General features: G+C 61.7%; 34 protein-coding genes, 1 tRNA gene and 2 pseudogenes. 29 read left to right on the top strand and 8 right to left on the bottom strand.

Annotation, left to right across the window (positions count from 1 at the left end):
- The first annotated feature begins 13 nt into the window (after positions 1 to 13).
- Positions 14 to 202 carry a DUF8178 family membrane protein gene (locus BLU74_RS08600; protein WP_089766877.1) on the top strand — a complete coding sequence of 63 codons (189 nt, stop codon included), beginning with the start codon at positions 14 to 16 and terminating at the stop codon, positions 200 to 202.
- A 334-nt stretch (positions 203 to 536) separates the two neighbouring features.
- Entirely contained in the window at positions 537 to 3,764 is a 3,228-nt protein-coding gene (locus tag BLU74_RS08595; protein WP_089766876.1) for a DUF7827 domain-containing protein, read from the top strand.
- Positions 3,765 to 3,824: 60 nt separating this feature from the next.
- On the opposite strand, the gene BLU74_RS08590 is transcribed toward BLU74_RS08595, so the two are convergent.
- From BLU74_RS08590 to BLU74_RS18435, 4 genes are all read right to left on the bottom strand, one after another.
- Positions 3,825 to 4,151: an MTH1187 family thiamine-binding protein gene (locus BLU74_RS08590; protein WP_089766875.1), complete on the bottom strand. Its 327-nt coding sequence runs from the start codon at positions 4,149 to 4,151 to the stop codon at positions 3,825 to 3,827.
- Between the two features lie 190 nt (positions 4,152 to 4,341).
- Positions 4,342 to 5,502 carry an AI-2E family transporter gene (locus tag BLU74_RS08585; RefSeq protein ID WP_089766874.1) on the bottom strand — a complete coding sequence of 387 codons (1,161 nt, stop codon included), beginning with the start codon at positions 5,500 to 5,502 and terminating at the stop codon, positions 4,342 to 4,344.
- Positions 5,503 to 5,611: 109 nt separating this feature from the next.
- Positions 5,612 to 5,980, bottom strand: a complete 369-nt coding sequence (locus BLU74_RS08580; RefSeq protein WP_139175696.1) for a hypothetical protein — start codon at positions 5,978 to 5,980, stop codon at positions 5,612 to 5,614.
- 403 nt (positions 5,981 to 6,383) lie between these two features.
- Positions 6,384 to 7,028, bottom strand: a complete 645-nt coding sequence (locus tag BLU74_RS18435) for a DUF8102 family protein (protein WP_139175694.1) — start codon at positions 7,026 to 7,028, stop codon at positions 6,384 to 6,386.
- 131 nt (positions 7,029 to 7,159) lie between these two features.
- Between BLU74_RS18435 and BLU74_RS18920 the strand changes: the two genes are divergently transcribed.
- The gene (locus BLU74_RS18920; protein WP_175454608.1) at positions 7,160 to 7,330 is read left to right on the top strand and encodes a hypothetical protein; all 171 of its coding nucleotides are present in this window, start codon (positions 7,160 to 7,162) and stop codon (positions 7,328 to 7,330) included.
- A gap of 111 nt (positions 7,331 to 7,441) precedes the next feature.
- Here the strand turns inward: BLU74_RS18920 and BLU74_RS08575 are convergent, their stop codons facing one another.
- Complete coding sequence (locus BLU74_RS08575) at positions 7,442 to 8,590, bottom strand: tyrosine-type recombinase/integrase (RefSeq protein WP_175454607.1); 1,149 nt, start codon at positions 8,588 to 8,590, stop codon at positions 7,442 to 7,444.
- Positions 8,591 to 8,716: 126 nt separating this feature from the next.
- Positions 8,717 to 8,787, bottom strand: a tRNA-Gly gene (locus BLU74_RS08570).
- Between the two features lie 228 nt (positions 8,788 to 9,015).
- Between BLU74_RS08570 and BLU74_RS08565 the strand changes: the two genes are divergently transcribed.
- The 25 genes from BLU74_RS08565 to secY are packed head-to-tail and all read left to right on the top strand — an operon-like array spanning position 9,016 to position 23,412.
- Complete coding sequence (locus BLU74_RS08565) at positions 9,016 to 9,849, top strand: putative RNA uridine N3 methyltransferase (protein WP_089766871.1); 834 nt, start codon at positions 9,016 to 9,018, stop codon at positions 9,847 to 9,849.
- Between the two features lie 4 nt (positions 9,850 to 9,853).
- Complete coding sequence (locus tag BLU74_RS08560) at positions 9,854 to 10,870, top strand: 50S ribosomal protein L3 (protein ID WP_089766870.1); 1,017 nt, start codon at positions 9,854 to 9,856, stop codon at positions 10,868 to 10,870.
- Between the two features lie 3 nt (positions 10,871 to 10,873).
- A complete protein-coding gene (rpl4p, locus tag BLU74_RS08555) occupies positions 10,874 to 11,620 on the top strand; it encodes a 50S ribosomal protein L4 (RefSeq protein WP_089766869.1) in 747 nt (248 codons plus the stop codon).
- A complete protein-coding gene (locus tag BLU74_RS08550; protein WP_089766868.1) occupies positions 11,617 to 11,871 on the top strand; it encodes a 50S ribosomal protein L23 in 255 nt (84 codons plus the stop codon). The genes rpl4p and BLU74_RS08550 overlap by 4 nt, the downstream gene beginning before the upstream one ends.
- A gap of 2 nt (positions 11,872 to 11,873) precedes the next feature.
- A complete protein-coding gene (locus tag BLU74_RS08545; RefSeq protein WP_089766867.1) occupies positions 11,874 to 12,605 on the top strand; it encodes a 50S ribosomal protein L2 in 732 nt (243 codons plus the stop codon).
- 1 nt (position 12,606) lies between these two features.
- Positions 12,607 to 13,029 (top strand): 30S ribosomal protein S19, encoded by a 423-nt coding sequence (locus tag BLU74_RS08540; protein ID WP_089766866.1) that lies wholly within the window; start codon positions 12,607 to 12,609, stop codon positions 13,027 to 13,029.
- 3 nt (positions 13,030 to 13,032) lie between these two features.
- A complete protein-coding gene (locus BLU74_RS08535; RefSeq protein ID WP_089766865.1) occupies positions 13,033 to 13,503 on the top strand; it encodes a 50S ribosomal protein L22 in 471 nt (156 codons plus the stop codon).
- Entirely contained in the window at positions 13,503 to 14,435 is a 933-nt protein-coding gene (locus tag BLU74_RS08530; RefSeq protein WP_089766864.1) for a 30S ribosomal protein S3, read from the top strand. The genes BLU74_RS08535 and BLU74_RS08530 overlap by 1 nt, the downstream gene beginning before the upstream one ends.
- Positions 14,435 to 14,647, top strand: coding sequence for a 50S ribosomal protein L29 (rpmC, locus tag BLU74_RS08525; RefSeq protein WP_089766863.1), 213 nt, complete (start codon positions 14,435 to 14,437; stop codon positions 14,645 to 14,647). The genes BLU74_RS08530 and rpmC overlap by 1 nt, the downstream gene beginning before the upstream one ends.
- 7 nt (positions 14,648 to 14,654) lie before the next feature.
- Positions 14,655 to 15,134 carry a ribonuclease P protein component 1 gene (locus BLU74_RS08520; RefSeq protein WP_089766862.1) on the top strand — a complete coding sequence of 160 codons (480 nt, stop codon included), beginning with the start codon at positions 14,655 to 14,657 and terminating at the stop codon, positions 15,132 to 15,134.
- Positions 15,125 to 15,451: a 30S ribosomal protein S17 gene (locus BLU74_RS08515; protein ID WP_089766861.1), complete on the top strand. Its 327-nt coding sequence runs from the start codon at positions 15,125 to 15,127 to the stop codon at positions 15,449 to 15,451. The genes BLU74_RS08520 and BLU74_RS08515 overlap by 10 nt, the downstream gene beginning before the upstream one ends.
- Positions 15,451 to 15,849, top strand: a complete 399-nt coding sequence (locus BLU74_RS08510; RefSeq protein ID WP_089766860.1) for a 50S ribosomal protein L14 — start codon at positions 15,451 to 15,453, stop codon at positions 15,847 to 15,849. The genes BLU74_RS08515 and BLU74_RS08510 overlap by 1 nt, the downstream gene beginning before the upstream one ends.
- Positions 15,850 to 15,859: 10 nt before the next feature.
- Complete coding sequence (gene rplX, locus BLU74_RS08505) at positions 15,860 to 16,216, top strand: 50S ribosomal protein L24 (protein ID WP_089766859.1); 357 nt, start codon at positions 15,860 to 15,862, stop codon at positions 16,214 to 16,216.
- Positions 16,213 to 16,956 (top strand): 30S ribosomal protein S4e, encoded by a 744-nt coding sequence (locus BLU74_RS08500; protein ID WP_089766858.1) that lies wholly within the window; start codon positions 16,213 to 16,215, stop codon positions 16,954 to 16,956. Before rplX ends, BLU74_RS08500 begins: the two co-directional genes overlap by 4 nt.
- Entirely contained in the window at positions 16,953 to 17,480 is a 528-nt protein-coding gene (locus BLU74_RS08495) for a 50S ribosomal protein L5 (protein ID WP_089766857.1), read from the top strand. The genes BLU74_RS08500 and BLU74_RS08495 overlap by 4 nt, the downstream gene beginning before the upstream one ends.
- The gene (locus BLU74_RS08490; protein ID WP_089766856.1) at positions 17,477 to 17,653 is read left to right on the top strand and encodes a 30S ribosomal protein S14; all 177 of its coding nucleotides are present in this window, start codon (positions 17,477 to 17,479) and stop codon (positions 17,651 to 17,653) included. The genes BLU74_RS08495 and BLU74_RS08490 overlap by 4 nt, the downstream gene beginning before the upstream one ends.
- 2 nt (positions 17,654 to 17,655) lie before the next feature.
- Positions 17,656 to 18,048, top strand: coding sequence for a 30S ribosomal protein S8 (locus BLU74_RS08485; RefSeq protein ID WP_089766855.1), 393 nt, complete (start codon positions 17,656 to 17,658; stop codon positions 18,046 to 18,048).
- A 4-nt stretch (positions 18,049 to 18,052) separates the two neighbouring features.
- On the top strand, positions 18,053 to 18,589 hold the full coding sequence (locus BLU74_RS08480; protein WP_089766854.1) for a 50S ribosomal protein L6: 537 nt from the start codon (positions 18,053 to 18,055) through the stop codon (positions 18,587 to 18,589).
- Position 18,590: 1 nt separating this feature from the next.
- Positions 18,591 to 19,319, top strand: coding sequence for a 50S ribosomal protein L32e (locus tag BLU74_RS08475; RefSeq protein WP_089766853.1), 729 nt, complete (start codon positions 18,591 to 18,593; stop codon positions 19,317 to 19,319).
- Complete coding sequence (locus BLU74_RS08470; protein WP_089766852.1) at positions 19,319 to 19,774, top strand: 50S ribosomal protein L19e; 456 nt, start codon at positions 19,319 to 19,321, stop codon at positions 19,772 to 19,774. The genes BLU74_RS08475 and BLU74_RS08470 overlap by 1 nt, the downstream gene beginning before the upstream one ends.
- Positions 19,774 to 20,328, top strand: coding sequence for a 50S ribosomal protein L18 (locus tag BLU74_RS08465; protein WP_089766851.1), 555 nt, complete (start codon positions 19,774 to 19,776; stop codon positions 20,326 to 20,328). The genes BLU74_RS08470 and BLU74_RS08465 overlap by 1 nt, the downstream gene beginning before the upstream one ends.
- Entirely contained in the window at positions 20,325 to 20,978 is a 654-nt protein-coding gene (locus tag BLU74_RS08460; RefSeq protein WP_089766850.1) for a 30S ribosomal protein S5, read from the top strand. Before BLU74_RS08465 ends, BLU74_RS08460 begins: the two co-directional genes overlap by 4 nt.
- Positions 20,978 to 21,442: a 50S ribosomal protein L30 gene (locus BLU74_RS08455; protein ID WP_089766849.1), complete on the top strand. Its 465-nt coding sequence runs from the start codon at positions 20,978 to 20,980 to the stop codon at positions 21,440 to 21,442. Before BLU74_RS08460 ends, BLU74_RS08455 begins: the two co-directional genes overlap by 1 nt.
- The gene (locus BLU74_RS08450) at positions 21,439 to 21,939 is read left to right on the top strand and encodes an uL15m family ribosomal protein (RefSeq protein ID WP_089766848.1); all 501 of its coding nucleotides are present in this window, start codon (positions 21,439 to 21,441) and stop codon (positions 21,937 to 21,939) included. Before BLU74_RS08455 ends, BLU74_RS08450 begins: the two co-directional genes overlap by 4 nt.
- A gap of 3 nt (positions 21,940 to 21,942) precedes the next feature.
- Positions 21,943 to 23,412 (top strand): preprotein translocase subunit SecY, encoded by a 1,470-nt coding sequence (secY, locus tag BLU74_RS08445; protein ID WP_089766847.1) that lies wholly within the window; start codon positions 21,943 to 21,945, stop codon positions 23,410 to 23,412.
- A gap of 103 nt (positions 23,413 to 23,515) precedes the next feature.
- Here secY and BLU74_RS18430 read toward each other — a convergent pair.
- Together BLU74_RS18430 and BLU74_RS08440 are read right to left on the bottom strand one after the other, a co-directional pair.
- Positions 23,516 to 23,630: pseudogene (locus BLU74_RS18430) on the bottom strand (IS6 family transposase); the annotation flags it as partial.
- Positions 23,599 to 24,243, bottom strand: coding sequence for a sulfatase-like hydrolase/transferase (locus BLU74_RS08440; RefSeq protein ID WP_089766846.1), 645 nt, complete (start codon positions 24,241 to 24,243; stop codon positions 23,599 to 23,601). The pseudogene BLU74_RS18430 and the gene BLU74_RS08440, both read right to left, overlap by 32 nt.
- 364 nt (positions 24,244 to 24,607) lie before the next feature.
- Here BLU74_RS08440 and BLU74_RS08435 point away from each other — a divergent pair.
- Positions 24,608 to 24,907: pseudogene (locus BLU74_RS08435) on the top strand (IS6 family transposase); the annotation flags it as partial.

The following is a 24,907-nucleotide window of genomic DNA, read 5'->3' as shown; positions in this document are numbered from 1 at the left end:
GCAGAGGGTCGGTATGGGACTCTTCGATAGCACTCGCGTGCTCGTCGGCATCGCGCTTATGATCGTCGGGACGCTGTTGTTCCTGCCCGGGATCTTTCCGGGGACCTCACAGCTCTTCACCTACGCGCTGGTGCCGGCAGCGGCGCTTCTGACGCTCGGAACGTGGCTCGTCGGCACGTCCGAAAGCGGACCTGTAGTCTGACTCACGTCGTCGCGGCGAACCCATCGACCCGGCCGAGTCGCCCTCGCGGTCCGCGGTGGGAGACCGTATCGAGATGTGGCCGTTCCGGCGCTGGCGGCGATTGTTTCTTCGAGAATCCGGCACACTGGACCGATACGTCCCAGCGATGTAGCACACAAAGCCTATGTCCCCGTATAAATATAGTCCACGCAGACACCCGACTGTGCCGCACACGAGTACGCCCGAAACGTCGGCGGCGAGCCCCCCACGCCGACAGGTCCCCATCCGGGCACAGTCGGTCCAGTCGCCCGAACAGCCGCGGTGAGACCTGAAATCCCCACGTAATCCCCAAGCTATGACACGAGACACCTCCCGAATTCGCGCCGTATCGCTCGCAGCCCTTGTCCTTCTGTCAGCCGTCGCCGGCAGCGTCGCGTTCGCCGGATCGGCGGCGGCCGTTTCCGGAGTCACAGAGGAAGCGGCGTTCAGTCCGGACAGCGTCGACGAAGATACCTTGGATACGTTCAGTTTCAATTATTCTGTCAGCGGCGTCAACACGAGCGACACCGTCACGGCCAATCTCACGATTCCCAGCGCGTTCACGATCGAAGACGCGAGCAGCGTCGTGCTGGTCAACGAGACCGGGGGAACGATCGACGACAACCCCACCGTCCAGAGCGACAACAACGTAACGTTATCCGGAAGTTCCGCAACGTCGACCGTCTACCTCCGAGGAGAGATCGACCTCCGGAGTCCGTCAGTCAACTCGGACCAGACGTACAATCCGGAGGTCACAGCGAGCGACAACGACGGGTCGGCATCTATCCAGGGTTCAGGTATCGACATCCTGAATGATCCACTCGCAGTCACGGATGGCCCGACAGAGTTTTCGCCGTCTGAGGGTGTCGAGGAGACGACAACGCAGCATAATTTCAATTACACGTTTACCGGCGTCGATACGAGCGCGGACACGACGTTCTCGCTCTCAGTTCCAGCGGAGTTCACGATAGAGCAAGAAAACGTCGTACTCAGAGATGCGGACGGGACTGTGGTAAATAGTTCTGCGGACATCGTCGGAGATTCGGTCGAAATCGTCGATACTCCCAACACTGAGACGGTCTACCTCGCCGGAACGGTGAACGTGACCAGTCCGGCCGTCCCGGAAGGGACAGAGGAAATACAGGAACTGGTCAAGATTAACGCGAGTGATTCCCAGACACGGTCTACAGGGACGTCCGCAGAGCTTAGGGTCCCATACAGTGGCGGTTCCCCCGGTGACCCAGAGTTCCTGAGTGCGATCCAGTACGTACGGCCGTCCGACGACACGCCCGTCGTCGAGGTGTCGTTCTCCGAAGACGTCCAGAACTTCGGCTCGAGCTACGCGCTCTACGTCGAAGGTGAGGGGCAGCTGACGAACGGGAACGGAATCGTCAGCGTCAGCGAGGCGCAAGGTCGCGCAGTCATCGAACTCGACGACACCTACAGCCAGGCGATGACGCTTAATCTGCAGAGCGGTATCACGGATCCGGACGGAAACGCGCTCTCGAATACCGGCAACACGAGCGTCAGATTCGCGCCCACGTCAGTCGGCTCCGGTGAGAGCGCTACCGCGTACAAGGGGGCGAACGTCTCCATCGTCGCTTCAGCATCGAATACCGGCGTCGTGATCGAAGCAACTGACGACGACAACAACTACTTCTTCGACGGATCGACGGGAACTAACAGCCACGTGTTCGTGTTCGCAACTGCACAGCGCGCCGCCGGTGACTACGACGCCGATATCGACGGCGAAAGCACGGCATCGATCACTGTGCGGAGCCTCGGTCTCTCACTCTCGATCGACGATCGGAACGTGACGAACGCCGGGACGATCGACGGGACGGTCGAAGCCCGAGCAGGGAACCGTGAGATCAGACTTGAACTCCTTGACGACGACGGTGAACTCCCCGAAGGCGTGAGTGAACGGCTGGAACAGCTTTCGGGCCAGGGGAACTACGACTTCAGCTACGACCTCGAACAGCTTTCGCTCGAAACCGGCGAGTACACGATCCGTGCGACCGACACGACATCGGGTGTCACCACCGAATCGAACACAATCACCGTTCGCGAGGCCGGTGACACGGAGGCGACGTTCCCGAACCGAATCCCACAGGAGGAACGGGGTGACGTCGCTGCCATCACAGTCGAGCTTGCGAACACCGACGAGGGGACGCTACGGATCGGTGGAGATACCGTCGGCTACGAAGCGAACGTGACCGTCCGGGACGCCGGCGGCGACGATCAAGACGGGCAAGTGACCGTCTACTTCAATACGTACGCCGCGACCTCGTACGGAACGGGATCGTTCAGCAGCGAAAACGACGTCTTCAGCGTCAGTGAGGACGACGAGATCGTCAACGGTGAAGTCTCCCTCGGCGTCTCGAACCTCCTCGACGCCGAGATCTACCCGCTCGAAGCCTCGGTCGACGGTCGAGTGACAGACGTCGCCCAACTCGATCTCCGGCCGCGTGAGACAGTCGAGATTCGGTCGTGGACCGCCCCGCGGGACCGTTACGGCGACCTCGACAACGCAGAGGACGTACGAGCGGGGACCGGCGACTGGGTCACCCGCACGTCTGAGGCTGCGTTCGGTGACACGGTCCTCTACGAAATCCGTGCATCCGGACTCGAAGGCGCACTCGACGCCCGCGGCGAGGACACCGTCACCTCGGCGTTCTTCGCCTTTGCGAACGGTACTGGCAGTTCGCCTGCATCGCGCTTCACTGTCGAACAGCAGGATCCCGGACCGAACCGTGACCCGCTGGTGCTCCAGATGAACGCCAGCAACTCACGGGTCATCGCGGACGCAGAGAACGACACGTACTACGTCGTCACACGAACCGGCGAGTTTGGACCCGCTGGGGTCGAAGATACCGACAACGACGGGGCGATCGATGCAAGCGAAAACAGCTACGGGGAGATCAGTGACGACGACGACCTCCGCGCGTCGTTCACTGTCTTCGGCGACGACGAGAACGATCTCGATCTGACCGAGTCAGGTGACGATGAAGCTGTTGAGACGACGCTCTCGCTGACGACCGCCGAGCTCACGATGAACGAACCGTTCAACGTCACGGCGGCGAGCGGCCAGGAGGTCTTCGGGGAAACGACGGTCGCGCCCGGGACCGAACTGACGATCCGCGTGCGGAGTGGCGACGGAGTGCGGCCGCCGTTCCTGAAGACGGGGACGACGACGGTCGACTCCGACGGCCAGTTCCTGGTGACCCTGTCGTTCAACGACACCAGCCCCGGCGATCCCTACACGGTTACCGTGACCGGGACGAGTCCGGCGTCAGATCTGGAAGTCGATGGCACGGTACAGCCGGTGATCCCGACCGCGACGACTGACACGCCGGAGGAGACGACCACGATCACGACGTCCACGACCACGACAGACACCCCGACGAGGACTACGGCAACGCCCGGAACCACCACGACCGAAATCCCCACGGTTCAGACGCCGACCACGACGCCCGGATTCGGCGTCGCGACCGCGCTGATCGCCCTCGCAGGGGCCGCGCTGCTGGCCCTCCGCCGGGAGTGAGGTGACGTCCGGTCTTCGTGACCGGGAGTTCGCTTTGTTCAACCCCGCCGGGCGGTTCACTTACCCGTCCGAGTCCGTCCGGTCGCTGCGGGCGGGTCGTCCGAGGTGTGATTCGACGACGTCGACTTTTTCTGCCGCGTCGGTATCGCTCGTCCGCTTGTCGTCGATTTTCAGCACGGTACTCACCCGGTCTGCGTCGACCGCCCGGTGGGCCGCTTCGGCGGCCGCGAAGAGCGTTCCCGGGTCGTCTGCTTCGATCACAGTCCCCATCGGATTCGTCTCGTATTCGACGTCGAACGACTCGAGTGCGTCGACGGCGGCCGCGACCTCCTCGGCCATACTTCCCTCGATTACCGGGGCGACACTGAGTAGTGCGATGACGGTCATCACTGGACGTTCGACGGCGAGACGCAAAAACGGTTGACTCGACGTGTCCGACAGTCGTCTACGGAGGGAACCGCCCCGATCAGCGGCACCCAGTGCGGCGGTGGACTGCCCCGCCCGATGGACGAGTGGGAGGAACAGCGAACAGTGGGTAGCGAATCGAGTGTCTACAGATCGGGTCGCCGCCCGCAACTCACCCGGCAGGTTGTTCGTCGAGTCCGGCCGAGTCGTCCGTCTCGTCGGGGGTGCCCGCCTCGGACGGTTCACTCTGCGTAGTGGTCAGTGCCGCGCCCCTCCCGGTCGAAGAGTCCTCAAGCAGTCGCGGGAGCGCGGTGTTGGCGAACGTCAACCCGACGACCAGCAACATCGGGGCCAAGAAGAGGCCGTAGAAGCCGAGAACCACCGGGCCGAGCGTGTACGCCAGCATCAACATTCCCACGTGGGTATCCTCGCCGCTGAGGAGCGGGCGCAGCACGAGGTCGGGAATCGTGTCGACGACGACGACGGCGACGGCGAAGAACCCCGCGACGAACAGGAGGTTCGCCGGATCGCCGTTGAGCACGATCGGCAGCGCGGTCGCGATCGTGAGGGGCACGTAGATGATCTTCATCCCGACGACCGGAACCAGGCTCGCGATTCCAGTGAGCGCCCCGGCGAGTGCGGGATACGGGACCTCCGCGGCGGCGGGAACGAACGTATTGTAGGCGCTGAACGACCCGATCGCGATCAGCGCGATCGCCAGCACGTTCAGGAGGTTCCCGAAGAGGACGGCCTCCAGTTCCCGATCGACGGCTTCGAGATACTCCCGGATGATCGCCCCGTCGTCGAACTGCAGGAGCCACTCGCTGATCCGGTGGCCGTCGATCAGGAGATAGTAGGTCACGATCACCAGGACGAACAGGTTGAGGAAGAAATTCGAGATCAGCGTCGTCAGGAACGCCGCGTGCTCGGTGGCGAACTCGACGAAGGGCGCGAGATCACCGGCCTGATACGCCTCGTAGAGTCCCTGAATACTGAATTCGGGGATGTCGTTGATCCCAGCGAACCACTCGAAGTTCTGACTGGCGACGTCGATGAGCGCGTACTGTTCGATGAACTGCTGGGCCTCGATGGCGAGCAACACGGTCGCGTAGCTGATCAGCAGGATCAGCGGGACGGCCAGAGAGGCCATCACAATCGCCGCCCGGACGTTCGCGGGCAAGCGGAAGCGACTGAGGGCGTGGTGATAGCGGCGTGTCGAGTAGTAGAGGAACACCGATATCGTCAGCGGGGCGATGAACTCGAAGGCGAGGACGCCGATGACGGTGGCGACGAGGATACCGAAGAGGGCGACGACGAAGCGGTTCCCGTTCATACGGGGAGCGTCTGCGTGTCAATACTAAAATATGACTTTGTGCGAGCGGGATACCATCCGGACGGGTCGACGACGCGTCTGCACCGGGCGAGGCACGGTATCTGGCCACTCAGCACGGCTCGATCCGATCGCCGCTCATCCGGTGTGCGCCGCGCAGGGAGACCACGTACGTCGCGTCCGAGGCGGTGTCTGCGAAGAGCGGCTCACCGTCCTGCTCGACCCGGTAGGCGTAGGGCATCGTGACCCGCACGCGAACGCCGCGAGCGGTGACGCGCGTGACACGCGCGCTTTTCCTGACGGTCCCCGCATCTACGCCCCACTCGTCGAGGCAGGTGGCGTCGTCCAGTCGGTTCGTGATGTGCTCCCGTTCGGCGTTCAGCGCTTGCTGTTCGGCGGTCGAGGCTGTCATTACCCCACCCGTGGCGAGGACGAGCACGAGGCCGAGGGCGAGGGCGAAGCGCATTCGTCGGGACGCCATCGTGTCGGGACCGACACCCCGAGGGGGTGAATCCTTTCGGGAATCTCAGACGACTGTGTGAGGAACGGCGGTGTGTGACGGATTTTTGAGTAGACGTTGAGTGGGCGAGGCGAGCGACGCGCGGTGCGGTCGCTCTTCAACTAGAATGCAGAGAAGTGCGCTGGCTGGGATTTGAACCCAGGTTGTGACCATGGCAAGGCCCGGCGCGGAGCGCCGTGGGTACCACTCTTTTTGCGGAAGCACTTGCTGATTCTGCCTCCAATTCATCCGTCCTCCTTAGTATCACTAATCCAGATCCTTAATGTTTCGTTAGTGATACATAGTTGTTCCGTACAGGATGTAGTTCAAACACTAAATCAAACGTAGAAGAAGTGCTTTTGATTGAATTTAAAGAGTCTGTCGCTCACTCCAATTCTTGGTCTACGTAGTGATCCCACAATTGTTGAGCAAAGCCTGCGGGGATTCTATTTTGATGATAGAGATCGAGTATTTTCTCTGCTGCTTCGTCTGACTTTTCAGGAATATTCCTTTCGATATTGACTATGTGATTCTGCATTGATTCACGCTCTGCAACCGTTACTTCTATATCCACGTTGTAATTGATGTAGTCACCTCCAGTACTGAGATGGTATCTGCGAAGGCCTCTCTCAAATCCTTCCTGCACTATTAGGTCCCGAAGATTTGCAACTTCCGTAATCCGACTTTTTGCCATAGAATATGCAAAGAAATTAAAAAACGCGAGCAGACTCTGAATAAATTCATTCGTTTCGGGGTATTCATCATATCGCCCTTCTTCATTGAGTCTTCTTCTGTCTCGGCCCCACTCATATGCCGGGTCAAATATCTGTTCAATATCCTTATCAGGCAATCCTTGTTCGATTACCTGAAAATCGAGTATCGCATTTTCCAACCGCTTCCTGATTTTGTGACGTTTTTGCCGTCGAGCTGAACCTTCTGGTGGCTCTTCTTTGTCTCCGAGAAGAAACTGTCTGTCGTCCTCAGTGAGGAATCCTCGACTCCGGAGTTCCGAATTTGAATTATTTGCCATAGCGTTATTTCATTCAGTAACGTTATAGTACTTACCGTTATCGCAGCAGATCACATTAGTACCGGCTATCGTTACTGTATGTAGTGTCGTCTCAAAAACACTATTTTAATAGCAAATCAAACCACAAGTGTATGTCAGTAATTCCAATCGCTGGTTCGCTGATCGTGATCGCATTGACCAACGTCATAGCAGGGATGATACCAGTGACGTTCACAGGAAATGCACAACTTGCAGTGTGGCTTCTGTCACTCCTGTTCGGAGTAGTCGCCTACGTAAGTCTCACCCAAGCGCTTCACAAGTGAATCACACGAGGTACTAAACAGGTGAATTCATTTTTGAGGAAACCCGCTCCGAGACACCAATGAATGTGCTGGAAAAACACCTGTAATAGTGGGTGAATCAGCAGAAAATGATTACCAGAGGTCGTTAACGATCTCCTTGCGGTGTGCGTTTGAGGATTTCACATACTTTTGAGTGGTTGATAATTTCTTATGCCTGAGTTGGTCTTTCGCCTCATGGAGGCCTGCATTATTAGCCCACATAGTGGCAGACCCCCGCCGGATAGCGTACCACGAAAGATCGCGACCGTTTGGTTTGATGTTTGCCTCATCAAGCAACTTCTGGAATATAGAATTTAGCGAGTTAGAGGAATACGGATTGTCGTATTTCGTTAACCAGAGTTCATCTCGTAGATGGTATTTTTCGTAACTGTCCCGTTCATTGAGCCACTTGCTTAGGACACGAACTGTCTTGTCTCGAAGAGTTGATTCCCAGTGTTCCTCGTTTTTCGTGGATTCGTCCTTCGGAATAACCAATAGACCATCATCGAGGTTCACCCAATCCACTGTTGCGCGGCCGACCTCGATGGGTCGGAGTCCACAGTCAATACTCGTGGCCACAATTGAGGGCCATTTCCACGAATTGGCCCGTTTAAAATCCTCAGAAGTAATTTCTGACTTTGGTTTCTCAAGCCGCTGGGCGAGATAGGACTTTATTTTCTCGCGTTCAGCGCTACTCATTCCTTTATTATAGTAACTCTTGACGGAACCAACCTCGATAGCCGCTTCATAGAGCTGGCTCAACTCCCACCGCTTCAGATAGTGGCCACTATTTCCACCTTGATTTGGACTGAGTTCTCCCTGATGCTTGAACTTCCAATCGATGTTGTGACTTCGCGTTTCATTGAACCATTTAAACAGACGATGAAACGCCTTGACGTAATTTGTCACATCCTTATCAGAGTGATCTGGGTGGCCAAGAGTAAGCGTACAGAATTGATCAGCATCGTCCGCAGAGAATGATGTGGTGAAGCCGTTCTCCTCCCATTTCCACCTGTATGCTTTCTCAATCTTATAGTGCGTCTGACGAACTGTTGTCTCGCTGTATCCGTTTCCTTTGATTGGTGCTTTCCCGCGCGTGAGAAGCCATTTTAGAAACTCGAATTTGAACTCCCGATACTCTTCTCGTTTTAGCGGCGCATATTCCATCAATGCCTCCTGATTCGCACTGCTAACAATTGGCATTGGAAACTCAGTACCGTTTGGTTCGGATTTGTCGAACATAATCTGGTCCGTGGACGGATTCATCGAGCGCGCGCCAGCTATGATTCGTGCTACGCTGAAGTCACAATCTGGCTGTAAATCCCCGCGGGGAGTGCATACCGGACGTAACGGGCCTAAGGACGGGTATGCGCTGGCTGGGATTTGAACCCAGGTTGTGACCATGGCAAGGTCACGTGATACCACTACACTACCAGCGCGTGGTGCGTTCGTCTGCGTTTTATGCGAAGCGAGATTCGTAAATAAGACTTGCGAATCGGAGAGAAACCGACCGATGGCGTGGGGCATCGTACCACGGGTTGGCGGAGCACGAAACGGCCGCCAACCGGAGTGTGACGGCCTCACACCCACCGCGAGCTTTCGCTACTCTTTTAGGGTCCCCTGCGGTATCAGTGGTACAGTCTAGACGTGACGCTGAAGGGACCGGTATGACGCTGACCGTACTCGTGCCGTCCTCTCTCGTCCGCGAGGCCGAGGACAAACGCGAGGCAACTCGCAAACTCGGTTACGTCGCCCGCGCGGCGACGGTGTTCCGGGCGGATCGCCTGGTCGTCTTCCCCGATCGGGACGGCGAACGGCGATTCGGGGGCGAGTTCGTCGAAACGGTACTCCGATACGCCGCCACGCCCCCACACCTCCGAAAGGATCTGTGGGGGCGACGCGACGAACTGGAGTACGTCGGCGTCCTGCCGCCCCTCCGCGTCCCGTCTACGACCGGCTCCGAGTCAGACGATTCGGGGTCGTTAACACAGGGAATCGTGACCGAGGTCGGACCTGACGGCCGCGTTCGGGTCAATTGCGAACTGCAACACCCGGTCTCGCTCCACGTGCCTCCGTCGATGGAGGTCAAGGAGGGAGCGCGCGTCGCCATCAGGATCTCTTCGCGAGAACCGGTCCGTGCGCGGATCGTCGATGAGCCCCTTGCGGGCTTCGACGTGTCCCGGACGGACCTCGAGGAAGCACTCGGCCGCGCCGACGCGGGCGTCCGAATCGCGACGTCCCGCTTCGGCGAGGCACTGACCACGACACGGCTGCCGGAACTCGCCTCGCGCATCGAGCGCGAGGGGGCGACAGTCGTATTCGGGTCACCAGGCCGCGGGCTTCCAGCCATCCTCGACATCACCGTCGAGGATGCGGTCGAACCCGTTGACGGTCCGGGGTTCGACCTCTGGCTAAATACGATTCCGCGACAGGGCAGCGAGACGGTGCGAACCGAAGAAGCGATGTTCGCCTCGCTCGCGTCCCTGACACTCACGGAGTGATCATATGCCACAACCAAACAGACCACGAAAAGGTTCGATGGGCTTCAGCCCGCGCCAGCGAGCGGCCAAGGAAGTCCCACGTATCCGGTCGTGGCCCGACGACGAGGGCGCGCCCGGTCTCCAGGGCTTCGCCGGCTACAAAGCCGGGATGACCCAGGTGATGATGGTCAACGACGAGGCCAACTCCCCCCGCGAAGGGATGGAGGAGGCCGTGCCGGTGACTGTCGTCGAGACGCCGCCGATGCGCGCCGTCGCCCTTCGAGCCTACGAAGATACGCCGTACGGTGCAAAGCCCCTCACGGAAGTGTGGGCGAGCGAGTTCGACCAGGACCTCGACCGCACTCTCGACCTCCCGAACGAGGACACGTTCGAGAGCGACGCCGACGACCTCCGCGAAGCGATGGAGGCCGGCGACGTCGACGACGTCCGACTCATCACCCACACCGTTCCGGCCGGGATGCGGAACGTTCCCAAGAAGAAGCCCGACGTGATGGAGACACGAGTCGGCGGCGGTTCGATCGACGAACGCGTCGACTTCGGACTCGAACTCCTCGAAGACGGCGGCGAACACGAGATGGCCGACGTCTTCCGCGCCGGCGAGTATCTCGACGTCGCCGGCGTCACCAAGGGCAAGGGCACGCAGGGTCCCGTCAAGCGGTGGGGCGTCCAGAAGCGGAAGGGCAAACACGCCCGCCAGGGATGGCGGCGCCGGATCGGCAACCTCGGTCCGTGGAACCCCTCCCGCGTGCGCTCGACCGTTCCCCAGCAGGGGCAGACGGGCTACCACCAGCGGACCGAACTGAACAAGCGCCTCATCGACATCGGTGAGGGCAGTGAACCGACCGTCGACGGCGGCTTCGTCGGGTACGGCGAAGTCGACGGACCGTACGCGCTCGTCAAGGGCTCGCTTCCGGGCCCGGACAAGCGCCTGCTTCGGTTCCGTCCGGCCGTCCGACCGAAGGACCAACCGCGCCTCGATCCCGAGGTGCGCTACGTGTCGACCGAATCGAATCAGGGCTAACCAATGAAGGCAACAATTCGCGACCTGAACGGCGACGACGCCGGCACGCTCGACCTTCCCGAGGTCTTCGAGACGGCGTACCGTCCGGACCTCATCGAGCGCGCCGTCGTCGCCGCGCAGGCGAACCGAAAACAGGCGTACGGTGCCGATCCCTACGCAGGGCTCCGAACTCCGGCCGAATCGTTCGGCAGCGGCCGCGGGATGGCGCACGTGCCCCGTGAGAACGGGCGCGCACGGCGCGTTCCGCACACGATCAAGGGTCGGAAAGCGCACCCGCCGAAAGCAGAGAAGGACCAGGGCAAAGACATCAACGACAAAGAGCGGAAACTCGCCGTACGCTCGGCGATCGCCGCCACGACGGACGAGGAACTCGTCCGCGAGCGCGGTCACCAGTTCGAGGACGACGTCGAACTCCCGCTCGTCGTCTCCGACGACTTCGAGGACCTCGTGAAGACGCGCGAGGTCGTCGACCTGCTCGAATCGCTCGGCCTCCACGCCGACATCGAGCGTTCCGACGAGAACAGGAAAGTCAAGGCGGGCCGAGGCAAGACCCGCGGCCGGAAGTACACCCGGCCGAAGTCGATCCTCTTCGTCACGAGCGACGAGCCGTCCAAGGCTGCACGTAACCTCGCCGGTGCCGACGTGGTCACCGCCGACAACGTGAGCGCCGAGGACCTCGCACCCGGTACACAGGCCGGTCGCCTCACGCTCTTCACCGAGAGCGCGGTCGAGGAGGTGGCCTCGCGATGAGTTCGCTCATCGAGCATCCGCTCGTCACCGAGAAGGCGATGGACGAGATGGACTTCGACAACAAGCTCCAGTTCATCGTCGACCTCGACGCCACGAAGCGCGACGTCGTCGACGAGGTCGAGTCCCGCTATGAGGTGTCCGTCGTGAACGTCAACACGCAGGTGACACCGCAAGGCAAGAAGAAGGCGACCGTCCGACTCCACGAGGACGACGACGCGCAGGAAGTCGCCTCGCGAATCGGGGTGTTCTGATAATGGGACGACGAATTCAAGGTCAACGTCGCGGCCGCGGCACGTCCACGTTCCGGGCGCCGTCGCACCGCTACAAGGCCGAACTCTCGCACAAGAAGGCTGAATCGGACGACACCGTCTCCGGGACGGTCGTCGACATCGAGCACGACCCCGCTCGCAGTGCGCCGGTCGTCGCCGTCGAATTCGAAGACGGCGACCAGCGGCTCATCCTCGCACCCGAAGGCGTCGCCGTCGGCGACACCATTCAGGTCGGCGTGAGCGCGGAGATCAAGCCCGGGAACACGCTCCCGCTGGCGGAGATCCCAGAAGGAGTCCCGGTCTGTAACGTCGAGCGCCAGCCCGGCGACGGCGGGAAATTCGCCCGCGCGTCCGGGACGAGCGCCCAGCTGATGACGCACGACCGCCGCGTGGCGGTCGTCCAGCTCCCCTCCGGGGAGGTCAAGCGGCTGAACCCGCAGTGCCGTGCCACGGTCGGCGTGGTCGCCGGCGGCGGTCGAACGGAGAAGCCGTTCGTGAAGGCCGGCAAGAAGCACCACAAGATGAAAGCCCGCGGCATCAAGTGGCCGCGCGTCCGCGGTGTCGCGATGAACGCCGTCGACCACCCGTTCGGTGGCGGCGGCCGACAGCACCCCGGACAGCCGAAGTCCGTCTCGCGGGACGCCCCGCCGGGACGGAAGGTCGGCGACATCGCCTCGAAGCGCACCGGTCGCGGTGGCAAAGGAGGCAAGGACTAACATGAGTTCGGAATACCGTACCGGCCGCGAAGGTGAGTTCACCTACCGCGGCCACACGCTCGACGAGCTGCAGGAGCTGTCGCTCGAAGAGGTCGCGGAACTGCTCCCCGCCCGACAGCGGCGAACCATCGAACGAGGACTCTCCGTCCAGCAGGAGAAACTGCTGGCGGAGGCCCGCGAGGCCGGCGTCCAGGAGACGGCCAACGACCCGATCCGGACGCACCTCCGAGACATGCCCATCCTCCCCGAATTCGTCGAAAAGACGTTCGAGGTGTACACCGGGCAGTCCTTCGAGCGCGTCCGCGTCGAGCCCGAGATGATCGGGCACTATCTGGGCGAATTCCAGCTGACCCGGACGTCGGTCGAACACGGGCAGGCCGGCATCGGCGCGACCCGGTCCTCGAAGTTCGTGCCGCTCAAATAACCCATGGGTATCAACTACAGCGTCGAGGCCGACCCGGAGACCACCGCCAAGGGGATGCTCCGCGAGCGGCCCATCAGCCTGAAGCACAGCAAGGCCATCGCCCGCGAGATCAAGGGCATGACCGTCGCAGACGCCGAGTCCTATCTCGAAGACGTCATCGACGAGAAACAGTCCGTGCCGTTCCGACAGCACAACACTGGCGTCGGACACCGCTCGGACATCGATGGCTGGGACGCGGGACGGTACCCCGAGAAGGCGTCGAACGCGTTCCTCGAACTCCTGCACAACGTCGCGTCGAACGCGGACGAGCAGGGCTTCGACGGTCGCTCGATGGTCATCAAGCACGTCGCGCCCCACAAGGTCGGCGAGCGTCAGGGCCGCAAGCCCCGGGCGTTCGGTAGCGCCGACCCGTGGAACACGATCGAGTGCGACGTGGAACTCATCATCGAAGAACCCGAGGAGGTCGAAGCCTAATGGCCGACGAACACCAGTTCATCGAAGACGGACTGCAGCGCTCACAGATCGACGAGTTCTTCGCCGACGAACTCGGTCGCGCCGGCTACGGCGGGATGGACGTCGCGAAGACCCCGATGGGAACCCAGATCGTCCTGAAGGCCGAAAAGCCCGGGATGGTCATCGGCAAGGGCGGGAAGAACATCCGAAAGGTCACCCGCGAACTCGAAGAGCGGTTCGACCTCGACGATCCCCAGATCGACGTACAGGAGGTCGACGAACCCGACCTCAACGCCCGCATCGTCGCGGACCGACTGGCCAACGCGCTCGAGCGTGGCTGGTACTTCCGCAAGGCGGGTCACACGACGATCGACCGCATCATGGAGTCCGGCGCACTCGGCGCCGAGATCGTCCTGAGCGGGAAGGTCACCGGTGCGCGCTCGCGCGTAGAGAAGTTCAACCGCGGCTACATCAAGCACAACGGCGAACCCGCCCAGGAGATCGTCGACGAAGGCCAGGGCGTCGCCGTGATGAAGCTCGGCACGATCGGCGTGACCGTGAAGATCATCCCGCCGGGTGCGGAGCTGCCCGACGACTTCGAGATCCACGAAGACGTGGACGTCGAGCCCGTCGAGCAGGTCGCAGAGAGCGAGGGCGTCGAGGAACTGCTCGAAGAAGAGCCCGAGGAGATCCCTGACGTCGGCGAGGCCGACGACGAGGTCGAGATCCCCGACGAAACGCCCGAGGAGGTCATCGACGAGGAAGTCGTCGAAGAGGTCGTCGAAGAGACCGCCGAAGAGCCCGTCGGGAGCGACGACGTCGACGTTCCGGACGAGGACGCCGTCGAGGAGGAACTCGACGAACTCGACGAGGACGTCGAGGCCGAGGCCGAGGAACTCCTCGACGAGATGGAAGCGGCCGACGAGGCCGACGACGAGGAGGATGACGAATAATGGCGATCCTCTACACCGAAGAGATCCGCGACATGACGGCCGCAGAGCGCGAAGCCGAGCTCGAAGAGCTCGAGACTGAACTGCTCAACACGCGAGCCGTCCAGGCCGCCGGCGGTGCGCCGGAGAACCCGGGCCGCGTCAACGAGCTGAAGAAGACGATCGCGCGGATCAAGACGATCCAGCACGAAAAAGGCGACCTCGACGAGGAGTAACCCGACAATGGCACTGACACCCGAGACACTGACGCGACACGAGCTCAACGGCCTCCGCGTGGCCGTCGTCGACGCGCCCAACCCCGACCTCGTCGGGATCGCGGGGCGCGTCGTCATCGAGACGATGCAGACCCTACACGTCGACGTCAGCGAGCGCGACGCCGCGGCCGCCGAGAGCGCGGACGACGGCTCGACTCGGGTGGTTCAGGTGCCGAAGCAGGGCTCCAAGCTGGAGTTCGAGCTTCCCGCTTCGGACGACCCGTCCGGAGCGACCGACGAACGCGGACACGAACGCACAGATGAAGCCGCCGACGCTGCGAAGGCGTCGGGGACCGCGTCCGAACTTCGGTCGGAAACTGCCGGCGGATTAGATGCCGGTCAGTCTGGCCGTTGCCAGGGCGCGGCCTACGTTACGGTGGATGGCACACGACTGCTCTCACGACCCGCCTTGCGGACCGAGAAGGCAGGTGACACACTATGGCGATAGGACTGAACGTAGAAGAACCGGAGGAGGCCTGCTCCGACGAGAACTGTCCGTTCCACGGGACACTTTCCGTGCGTGGACAGACGCTCGAGGGCACGGTCGCCTCCACCGACATGGAGAAAACCGTCATCGTGGAACGTGAATACGACGTTCACGTTCCCAAGTACGACCGCTACATGAAGCGGCGTAGTCGCGTTCCGGCCCACGCACCCCCGTGCGTGGATCTCGCGGAAGGCGACGCGGTACGCATCGCAGAGACCCGACCGCTGTCGAAGACCAAGGCTCACGTCGTGGTCGAGACCCTCGGAGGTGAGGAGTGATGGAGGCCCTGAAAGCCGACGTCACCAAAGGCCTCGAACGAGGCTCGCTCATCACGTGCGCCGACAACACTGGCGCGCGCCAGCTGAAGGTCATCAGCGTGAAGGGCTACTCAGGAACCAAGAACCGACACCCCAAGGCGGGCATCGGCGACCAGATCACCGTCTCGGTGACGAAAGGGACGCCGGAGATGCGCCGCCAGGTGCTGCAGGCCGTCATCGTCCGTCAGCGGAAACCGATCCGCCGGCCGGACGGGACGCGCGTGAAGTTCGAGGACAACGCCGCCGTCATCATCGACGAGATGGAGGAACCTCGCGGGACCGAGATCAAGGGTCCCATCGCGCGGGAAGTGGCCGAGCGCTTCGGGAGCATCGCCTCAACGGCGACGATGATCGTCTGAGGTGTAACGTATGACCAAACAACCACACAAACAGCGAACACGGACGCAGAACGCGCCCCTACACGAGCGGCAGGACCAGGTCCGCTCGACGCTGTCCGACGACCTCCGCGAGGAGTACGGCCAGCGCAACGTCCGCGTCAACGTGGGCGACACCGTCGAGGTGCTCCGCGGCGACGACGCCGGCACGGAAGCCGAAGTCATCGACGTGGACCTCCGCGACACCGTCGTCCACGTCGAGGGCGTGACCATCGAGAAGGCCGACGGCGAAGAAGTGCCGCGCCCGCTCGATGCGTCGAACCTCCGCGTGACGGAACTGGACCTGGAAGACGACCGCCGTGAGGCGCGACTCACGGAGGACAACGAATGACGCGACACCAGAAACGACTGTCGGCACCGAACGCCTGGCCCGTCGAGCGGAAGACGGGGACGTTCACGGTCAAAGCCGGCGCGGGCCCGCACGGTGAGGACGGGGTTCCCCTCCTCATCCTGCTGCGGGACGTGCTCGGCTACGTCGACTCGAAGAAGGAGGCCCGCTACGCACTGAACGAGGGCGCAGTCCTCGTCAACGGCGACGAGATCTCCGACGAGCAGCGCCCGGTGGGGATGTTCGACATCCTCGCGTTCACCGAGCGCGAAGAGTACTACCGCGTCTTCCCCCAGGAAGGCGGACGCCTCGCGCTGACCCCGATCGACGCCGACGCGGCCGGTAGCCGCCTCGGCAAGATCGTCGGCAAGCAGTCTGTCTCGGGCGGCGAGACGCAACTCACGCTGCACGACGGCGCGAACCTCCGCGTCGAGGACGATAGCGAGTACAACACGAAGGACTCGCTCGTCGTCGACAACGAGGACAAAGAGATCGTCGCGCACTTCCCCTACGAGGAGGGTGCGCTGGTCACTGCCGTCGACGGGTCGCACTCGGGCGAGATCGGCGAGATCGACGAGATCACCGTCACCGCCGGCAGCGGCGACAACACCGTCATCGTCGAGACCGACGATAGCGCCTTCGAGACGATCGAGGACTACGTCGTCGTGATCGACGAGAACTTCGTCGACGACGAGGAGGCCGAGGAGGCCGAATCCGACGCCGACGGAGGTGACGACGAATGAGCGGGAGCGACGCGTCGTTCCACGAGATGCGCGAGCCCCAGATCGAGAAGGTCGTCGTCCACATGGGCGTCGGCGAAGGTGGTCGCGAACTCGCGAACGCCGAGGAGATCCTCGAAGAGATCGCCGGCCAGGAAGCCGTCCGAACGACGGCGACGCGCGCCGCGACGCAGTTCGGTTCGCGCACTGGTGATCCCGTCGGCGCGAAGGTCACCCTTCGCGGCGACGACGCCGAGTCCTTCCTGGAGACGGCACTGCCGATCGCAGAGCTGAACGCCCGGCAGTTCGACGACACGGGCAACTTCAGTTTCGGCGTCGAGGAGCACACCGAGTTCCCCTCCCAGGAGTACGACCCCCAGATCGGGATCTACGGGCTGGACGTGACGGTCAACCTCGTCCGCCCGGGCTACCGAGTCACGAAGCGTGACAAGGCGTCGCGTTCGATCCCGCAAGCGCATCGACTGACGCCCGAGGACGCGATCACGTTCCTCGAGGACGCCTTCGAGGTGGAGGTCACAGACGCATGAGCGAATCAGAAACAGAACAGACGGGCGAGCACGCGAGTCGGCGCACGGGACAGACCCACGAGTGCCGTCGCTGCGGCCGCAATCAGGGTCTCGTCGGTAAGTACGAGATCTACCTGTGCCGCCAGTGCTTCCGCGAGGTCGCCCGCGAGATGGGATTCAAGAAGTACCGATAACTATGGCAGGAAACGATCCACTCGCCAACGCGCTCGCCGGTGTGGACAACGCCGAGAGCGTCGGGCACCTGTCGCACGAGATACAGCCCGCCTCGAACGTCATCGGCTCCGTCCTCGAGGTCTTCTACGACCGCGGGTACATCGACGGCTTCGAGTTCGTCGACGATGGCAAAGCCGGCCAATTCGAGGTCGAACTGAACGGCGCAATCAACGAATGTGGTGTCGTCAAGCCCCGCTACTCCGCGGGCGCAGACGAGTTCGAGAAGTGGGAGAAGCGATACCTCCCCGCCCGTGACTACGGGACGCTCATCGTCACGACGAGCCACGGCGTCATGAGCCACTACGATGCACGCGAAGCGGGCATCGGTGGACAGGTAATCGCCTACGTGTACTGAGACAATGAACAGAGTAGAAATCGAGATTCCGGACGAAGTCTCCGCCGAGGTTTCCAACCTCGACCTGACCGTCGAGGGGCCGAACGGCAGCGTCACACGGACGCTGTGGTACCCCTCCGTCAGCGTCAGCGTCGAGGACGACGTCGTCGTCATCGAGTCCGAAGAATCGGACGCGAAGACGAACGCGACCGTCGGGACCTTCGAGAGCCACGTGTCGAACATGCTCCACGGGGTCACCGAGGGCTGGACGTACGAGATGGAAGTCTACTACGCCCACTTCCCGATGCAGGTCAACGTCGACGGCGACGAGATCGTCATCGAGAACTTCCTCGGAGAGAAGTCCTCGCGACGGACGCCGATCCGCGGAGACACAGAGGTACAGGTCGACGGCGAAGTGGTCACCCTGACGGGTCCCTCGAAAGAGGACGTCGGGCAGACCGCCGCCGACATCGAACAGCTCACTCGCGTGACGGACAAGGACACGCGCGTCTTCCAGGACGGCGTCTACATCACGCAGAAGCCGCAGACTGGAGGTGCCTGAGATGGCCGACAACGAAGACGCTGAAGCCGAGAACGACGACGCGATCGAGTCGCTCGAAGACGTCAGCGGTGTCGGCCCCTCGAAGGCCGACGCGCTGCGTGAGGCCGGCTACGAGTCGGTCGACGACGTGAAAGCAGCCAGCCAGTCGGAACTCGCAGACGTCGACGGCGTCGGGAACGCCCTGGCGGCCCGCATCAAGGCCGACGTGGGCGGACTCGAAGTCACCGAAGAGACCGAGGCCGAAGTCGAAGACGAGAGCGAGGACGAGGCGGCCGACGAGGACGTCGAGACGGAACTCCGTCCCCGCGGCTACGCCGATAAGACGCCCGACCTCGACGACGAGACGGCGCGTGCACTCGGCCAGAAGCACCGCGAGGGCAAGCCGGCGTTCCGTCGCCAGAAGTACCACGCGAAGAAGCGCGTGCCCGAATCCTGGCGCAAACCCCGCGGCAACCTCTCGAAGCAGCGCCGCGGCGTCAAGGGCAAGGGCGATATGGTCGAGGCGGGCTTCCGCTCGCCGAAGGCCGCCCGCGGACTTCACCCCTCGGGCTTCGAGGAGGTCCGCGTCCACAACGTCGACGACCTCGAGGGTGTCGACGGCGACACGCAAGCCGTCCGCATCGCCTCGAAAGTCGGCGGCCGCAAGCGCGAGAAGATCGAAGAGGAAGCCGAGGACCGCGAGATCCGCGTCCTCAACCCGACCTACGTCGAAGTGGAGGTCGAAGAGTAATGACGGATCTGAAAGCACAGAAACGTATGGCCGCCGACGTCCTCGACGTCGGTAAGGACCGCGTCTGGTTCGATCCCGACGAACAGTCCGAGATTGCGGAGGCCATCACCCGCGAGGACATCCGTGACCTGATCGAGGAGGGAACTATTCGCGCCAAAGACGCGAAAGGGAACTCCAAGGGTCGCGCCCGCGAGCGCGCAGCGAAGCGCGCGTACGGCCACCGCAAGGGCCCCGGCTCCCGCAAAGGGCGGTCCGGCGGTCGGAAGAACTCGAAAGACGAATGGGTCAGCCGCATCCGCGCACAGCGTCGTCGCCTGAAGGAACTGCGCGACGACGGACCGCTCACGCCGACAGAGTACCGCGAAGCGTACAACAAGGCGTCGGGTGGCGAATTCGATGACGTGGCGCGGCTCGAAGCATACCTACGGAACAACTACGACGTGGAGATAGAATAATGGCAACAGGACCACGCTACAAGGTGCCGATGCGACGTCGCCGCGAGGTCCGGACGGACTACCATCAGAGGTTGCGCCTGCTGAAATCGGGCAAGCCTCGCCTCGTTGCTCGCGTGAGCAACAGTCACATCAGGGCGCAGCTGATCACCCCCGGACCGGACGGAGACGAGACGCACGCGGCCGCGTCCTCCGAGGATCTCGCCGAATACGGCTGGGAGGCTCCCACCGGGAACCTTCCGAGCGCGTACCTCACGGGATTCCTCGCGGGGACGCGAGCCCGCCGGGCCGGCCTCGACGAGGCCGTCCTCGACATCGGACTGAACACCGCGACGCCCGGTAACAAGGTGTTCGCGGTGCAGGAAGGAGCGATAGACGCTGGCCTCGAGATCCCGCACAACGAGTCGGTGCTCGCGGACTGGTCGCGTAACCGCGGCGAACACATCGCCGAGTACGCCGACCAGCTCGACGAGCCCCTCTACTCCGGAGACTTCGACGCCACGAACCTACCCGAGCACTTCGACGACGTGCTCGAACGACTGCAGGAGGACGCATGAGCCAACGCAACGACAACGGCTGGACGCCGCGCACGCGGCTCGGCCGAATGGTACAGGACGGCGACGTGACCTCGATGGAGCAGGCCCTCAACACGGGGCTGCCGCTGAAGGAACCGGAACTCGTCGATCAGCTCCTCCCGGGGCTGGACGACGAGGTGCTGGACATCAACATGGTCCAGCGGATGACCGACTCCGGCCGTCGGGTGAAGTTCCGCTGTGTCGTCGCGATCGGTAACCGCGACGGCTACCTCGGCTACGCCGAGGCGCGAGACGATCAGGTCGGCTCCGCGATTCAGAAGGCGATCGACGTCGCGAAGCTGAACATCATCTCGGTCGACCGCGGCTCGGGGTCCTGGGAGGACTCCGCCGGCGGCGTCAACTCCCTCACCCGGAAGGCCGAGGGCAAAGCCGGTTCGGTCACCGTCGAGATTATGCCCGCCCCGCAAGGGCTCGGGCTCGCAGCGGCCGAGACCGTCCGCAACATCCTCGAGCTGGCGGGCGTCCAGGACGCCTGGACCCGCTCGAACGGGAACACGCGGACGACGGTCAACCTCGCGAAAGCGACGTACAACGCGCTGAAGAACGCCTCGCAGTCGCGGACGCCTCGACGCGCCGCGGCCAAACAACGGGAAGCGGAGGTCGACGAGTGATGCAGGCGATCGTTCAACTCCGCGGCGAGGTCAATATGAGCACCGACGTACACGACACGCTCAAGATGCTCAACATTCACCGCGTGAATCACTGCGCGTTCGTCCCGGAGACGGACACGTATCGCGGGATGATCACGAAAGTCAACGAGTACGTCGCACACGGCGAACCCAGCGTGGACGCCGTCGAGACCGTCCTCCGTACGCGTGCCGAGCCCGAATCGGGCGACGCCGACGTCGACGAGGCGTGGCTGGCCGAGCACACCGACTACGACGACTTCGGCGCGCTCGCCGAGGCGATCGTGGCCGAAGAGACGACGCTGCGCGAGCAGGGTCTCTCACCGGTCCTTCGGCTCCACCCGCCGCGAGGCGGCCACCGGGGCCAGAAGCACCCGACCAGCGAGGGTGGACAGCTCGGAAAGCATAACACCGAAGAAATCGACGAACTCCTGGAGGCAATGCGATGACCTCGAAGAAACGACGACAGCGGGGATCGCGAACGCACGGCGGCGGCACGCACAAGAACCGCCGCGGTGCCGGTCACCGGGGCGGTCGCGGCCGCGCCGGCCGTGACAAACACGAGTTCCACAACTACGAACCGATCGGCAAACACGGCTTCAAGCGGCCGGAAGACGCCCAGCGAACCGTCGCTGAGGTCAACGTCAGCGAGATCGACGAGGACGTCGCCCTGCTCGCGGCCGACGGAGTCGCCGAGACCGAGGGCGACGCGTATCACGTCGATGCGCGCGACGTCGCCGACGACGCCGAGAGCGCCGATATCGTGAAGGTGCTGGGCGGCGGACAGGTGCGACAAGAGCTCCACCTCGTTGCCGATGCGTTCTCCGAGAGTGCGGTCGAACTCGTCGAGGACGCCGGTGGCAGTGTCGAGCTCACCGAACGCGGCGAGGAGCTCCTCGCCGAGGCTGAAGCCGAGGCCGAAGACGACGAGAACGACGAGGAGTAATCTATGGGATGGAAGGAGGCCGCCGAACCGGTGCTGACGCGGATGCCGTCAGTCACGCGTCCGGAGGGACACGTTCCGTTCCGCCGGAAGCTCGGGTGGACCGCCGGGATTCTCGTGCTGTATTTTTTCCTGACGAACGTGACGATGTTCGGCCTGCAGACTGGCGGTCAGGGCGGGGACTTCTACGGACAGTTCCGTAGCATCCTCGCCGGGTCGCAAGGGTCGATCCTGCAGCTCGGGATCGGGCCGATCGTCACGGCGAGCATCGTGCTGCAGTTGCTCGGTGGTGCGGATCTGCTCGGGCTGGACACCAACGACCCCCGGGATCAGGTACTGTATCAGGGCCTCCAGAAGCTGCTGGTGGTCGTGATGATCTGTCTGACCGGGCTCCCGATGGTGTTCGGCGGGAACTTCCTGCCACCGAGCGAGGCGCTCGCGCAGTCGCTCGGCATCGGCACTGGCGGCGTCCGCGGGATCATCTTCGCACAGATGTTCGTCGGCGGCGTCCTCATCCTGTTCATGGACGAGATCGTGAGCAAGTGGGGCGTCGGTTCCGGTGTCGGTCTGTTCATTATCGCCGGCGTGAGCCAACAGCTCGTCGCCGGGCTGTTCAGTTGGCAGAGCCTCGGCGGTCAGAGCGGCTTCATCCCGACGTGGATCGGCATCGTCACCGGTGCCGTCGAGATCGGATCGCCGCTGACGGCCGGCGGGCTCTCGGACATCTTCCTCGGGCAGGGGCAGATCCTCGCGCTCATCACGACGCTGCTGATCTTCGGGATCGTCGTCTACGCGGAGAGCGTCCGCGTCGAGATTCCGCTCTCGCACGCGAACGTCAAGGGTGCTCGCGGTCGCTTCCCGGTGAAGCTCATCTACGCGAGCGTCCTGCCGATGATCCTCGTCCGCGCGCTGCAGGCGAACCTCCAGTTCCTCGGGCAGATCCTGAACAACTGGTGGGCGGGGATGCCCGCATGGATCGGTCAGTACAGCCAGGGACAGGTCACCGGTGGCCTGTTCTGGTACATCGCGCCGATCCAGTCCAGACAGGACTGGATGTGGTTCCTCGGGTTCACCTCCCAGGAGCCCGGCGCCATCGCCGTCCGGGTCCTCATCGACCTGATCTTTATGATCATCGGCGGTGCGATCTTCGCGATCTTCTGGGTGGAAACGACGGGGATGGGCCCCGAAGCGACCGCCAAACAGATCCAGAACTCCGGGATGCAGATTCCCGGCTTCCGCCGTAATCCGCAGGTCATCGAGAAGGTGATGGAGCGATACATCCCGCAGGTGACTGTCATCGGCGGGGCACTGGTCGGACTGCTGGCCGTCTTAGCGAACATGCTCGGCACCATCGGCGGTGTCTCCGGAACGGGACTGCTGCTCACGGTCTCTATCACGTACAAACTGTACGAAGAGATCGCCGAGGAGCAGTTGATGGAGATGCATCCGATGATGCGCGAGATGTTCAACAACTGATCGGCTCTCCCGCCGGTCCCCTTCTGCGGTATTGTCAATTGTCGTCAGGCAACCGAATTGGAACGCCGAACCGGGCTTCGATTCCGGCTCGCTGATGAGACCCCTCGTAGAGAGCCACTGACCGCGTCTGAGTCGTCGTTGTTGAAAAAGGCTGCAGATAGATGCAGCAGTTCGTTTGTTTCAGGATCAGTCGCAGCGTACAGCCAGAATTGCTGGTCGCCGTGCGTTGATCCGCGAACGAATTCGTCGCTTTCTGGTGGGTATCCAATGTTTTAACCATTCCGTAGTTCTCTTGGCACCATCATCATCATTCATATTATTTGAATGGTATTTATTGAAAAGAGCGTTAATACCATTCTTGATTGGATTCCCTCTTAGAACCTCTCTAGCTATCAACGCATATTTTTTAAATCCACGATTTTTTGCACTGACCTGGCTTACATCCACACCACTTTGGAAATATTTCCATCCCTTGAAGAAAGTGTCAAACCCTTGGCCGAATCCAAATTTATCGTTTATCCATGTGTTATTGCTTGCAGCTGCAGTTTTGTATCCATTCTGATGAAAAATCTCTGCAATCGTTGAATATTTGGAATTCAGATACTTATTTCCTGCATGAGCGCCATGCTTTGATGGGTATATTCCAGTGAATAATGATGCATGTGACGGTAATGTCCAAGGTGCTGGAGCATAACAATTATCGAAAGTAACCCCATTCTTAGCCAAACGTGAAAGGTTAGGGGTTGTGATATTGCTATTTATTTTGGTGTTGACAATATCAAACCTAGCAGTGTCTAACACTAAAATCACAATATTCGGTGTATTTGTCATACAAAGATTATGTTACTAATGGCTTAAATATTCACTGCTTTCAGAGTTTGATACTGTTTAGATCAGATAGAAAAGTGGGGGGAGGTAGTAGTTGCTTGGAGTCCAGAGCGTGTCATAAAAATCTCCCAAGGGAGGCTACAGGGTTTGGAAACTGTGTTTAGTAGTACCCAGGCCCTGCAAGACGTAGCTTCGGAAGACGACTTCTCGAATGCGGCGGTTACCGAAACAGTACCGTTATTCGAGCTTCTTTAGTTCGAGTTTCTGCTGGAACACGAATTCACGAGCTACTAATCTCTTTCGCGACTTTCTGCAGTCGTGTTTAGTTAAGGATGAAGAGTGAGGCGGAGTGATTTCTTGGTGATCTATGCCAGAAATCGCCCGCCTCACCGGATGTACAGACTGGATTGATTTGGATTTTGTGGAGCGTCAGCGGACACCCGAGCGTGCGATGAAGCTCGGTATTCAGTTGCAGTTAGCGGGGCTGTCGCTCCGGAATACCGTCCCGGTTCTCGAAGAGTGGGGTGTCGAGCGCTCGCCGAAAGCGATCCACGATTGGGTGCAGAAAGCCGATCTACAGCCCACAGAGGGTCGAAGCCCGAATCACGTTGCTCTTGACGAGACTGTGATTCGAATCGATGATCAGCAATTCTGGCTGTACGCCGCC

The organism is Halobellus clavatus (genome assembly GCF_900107195.1).
Taxonomy (GTDB): Archaea; Halobacteriota; Halobacteria; order Halobacteriales; family Haloferacaceae; genus Haloquadratum; species Haloquadratum clavatum.
The sequence above is the reverse complement of the archived record's forward strand: the minus strand, read 5'-3'. Positions and strand labels throughout refer to the sequence as shown.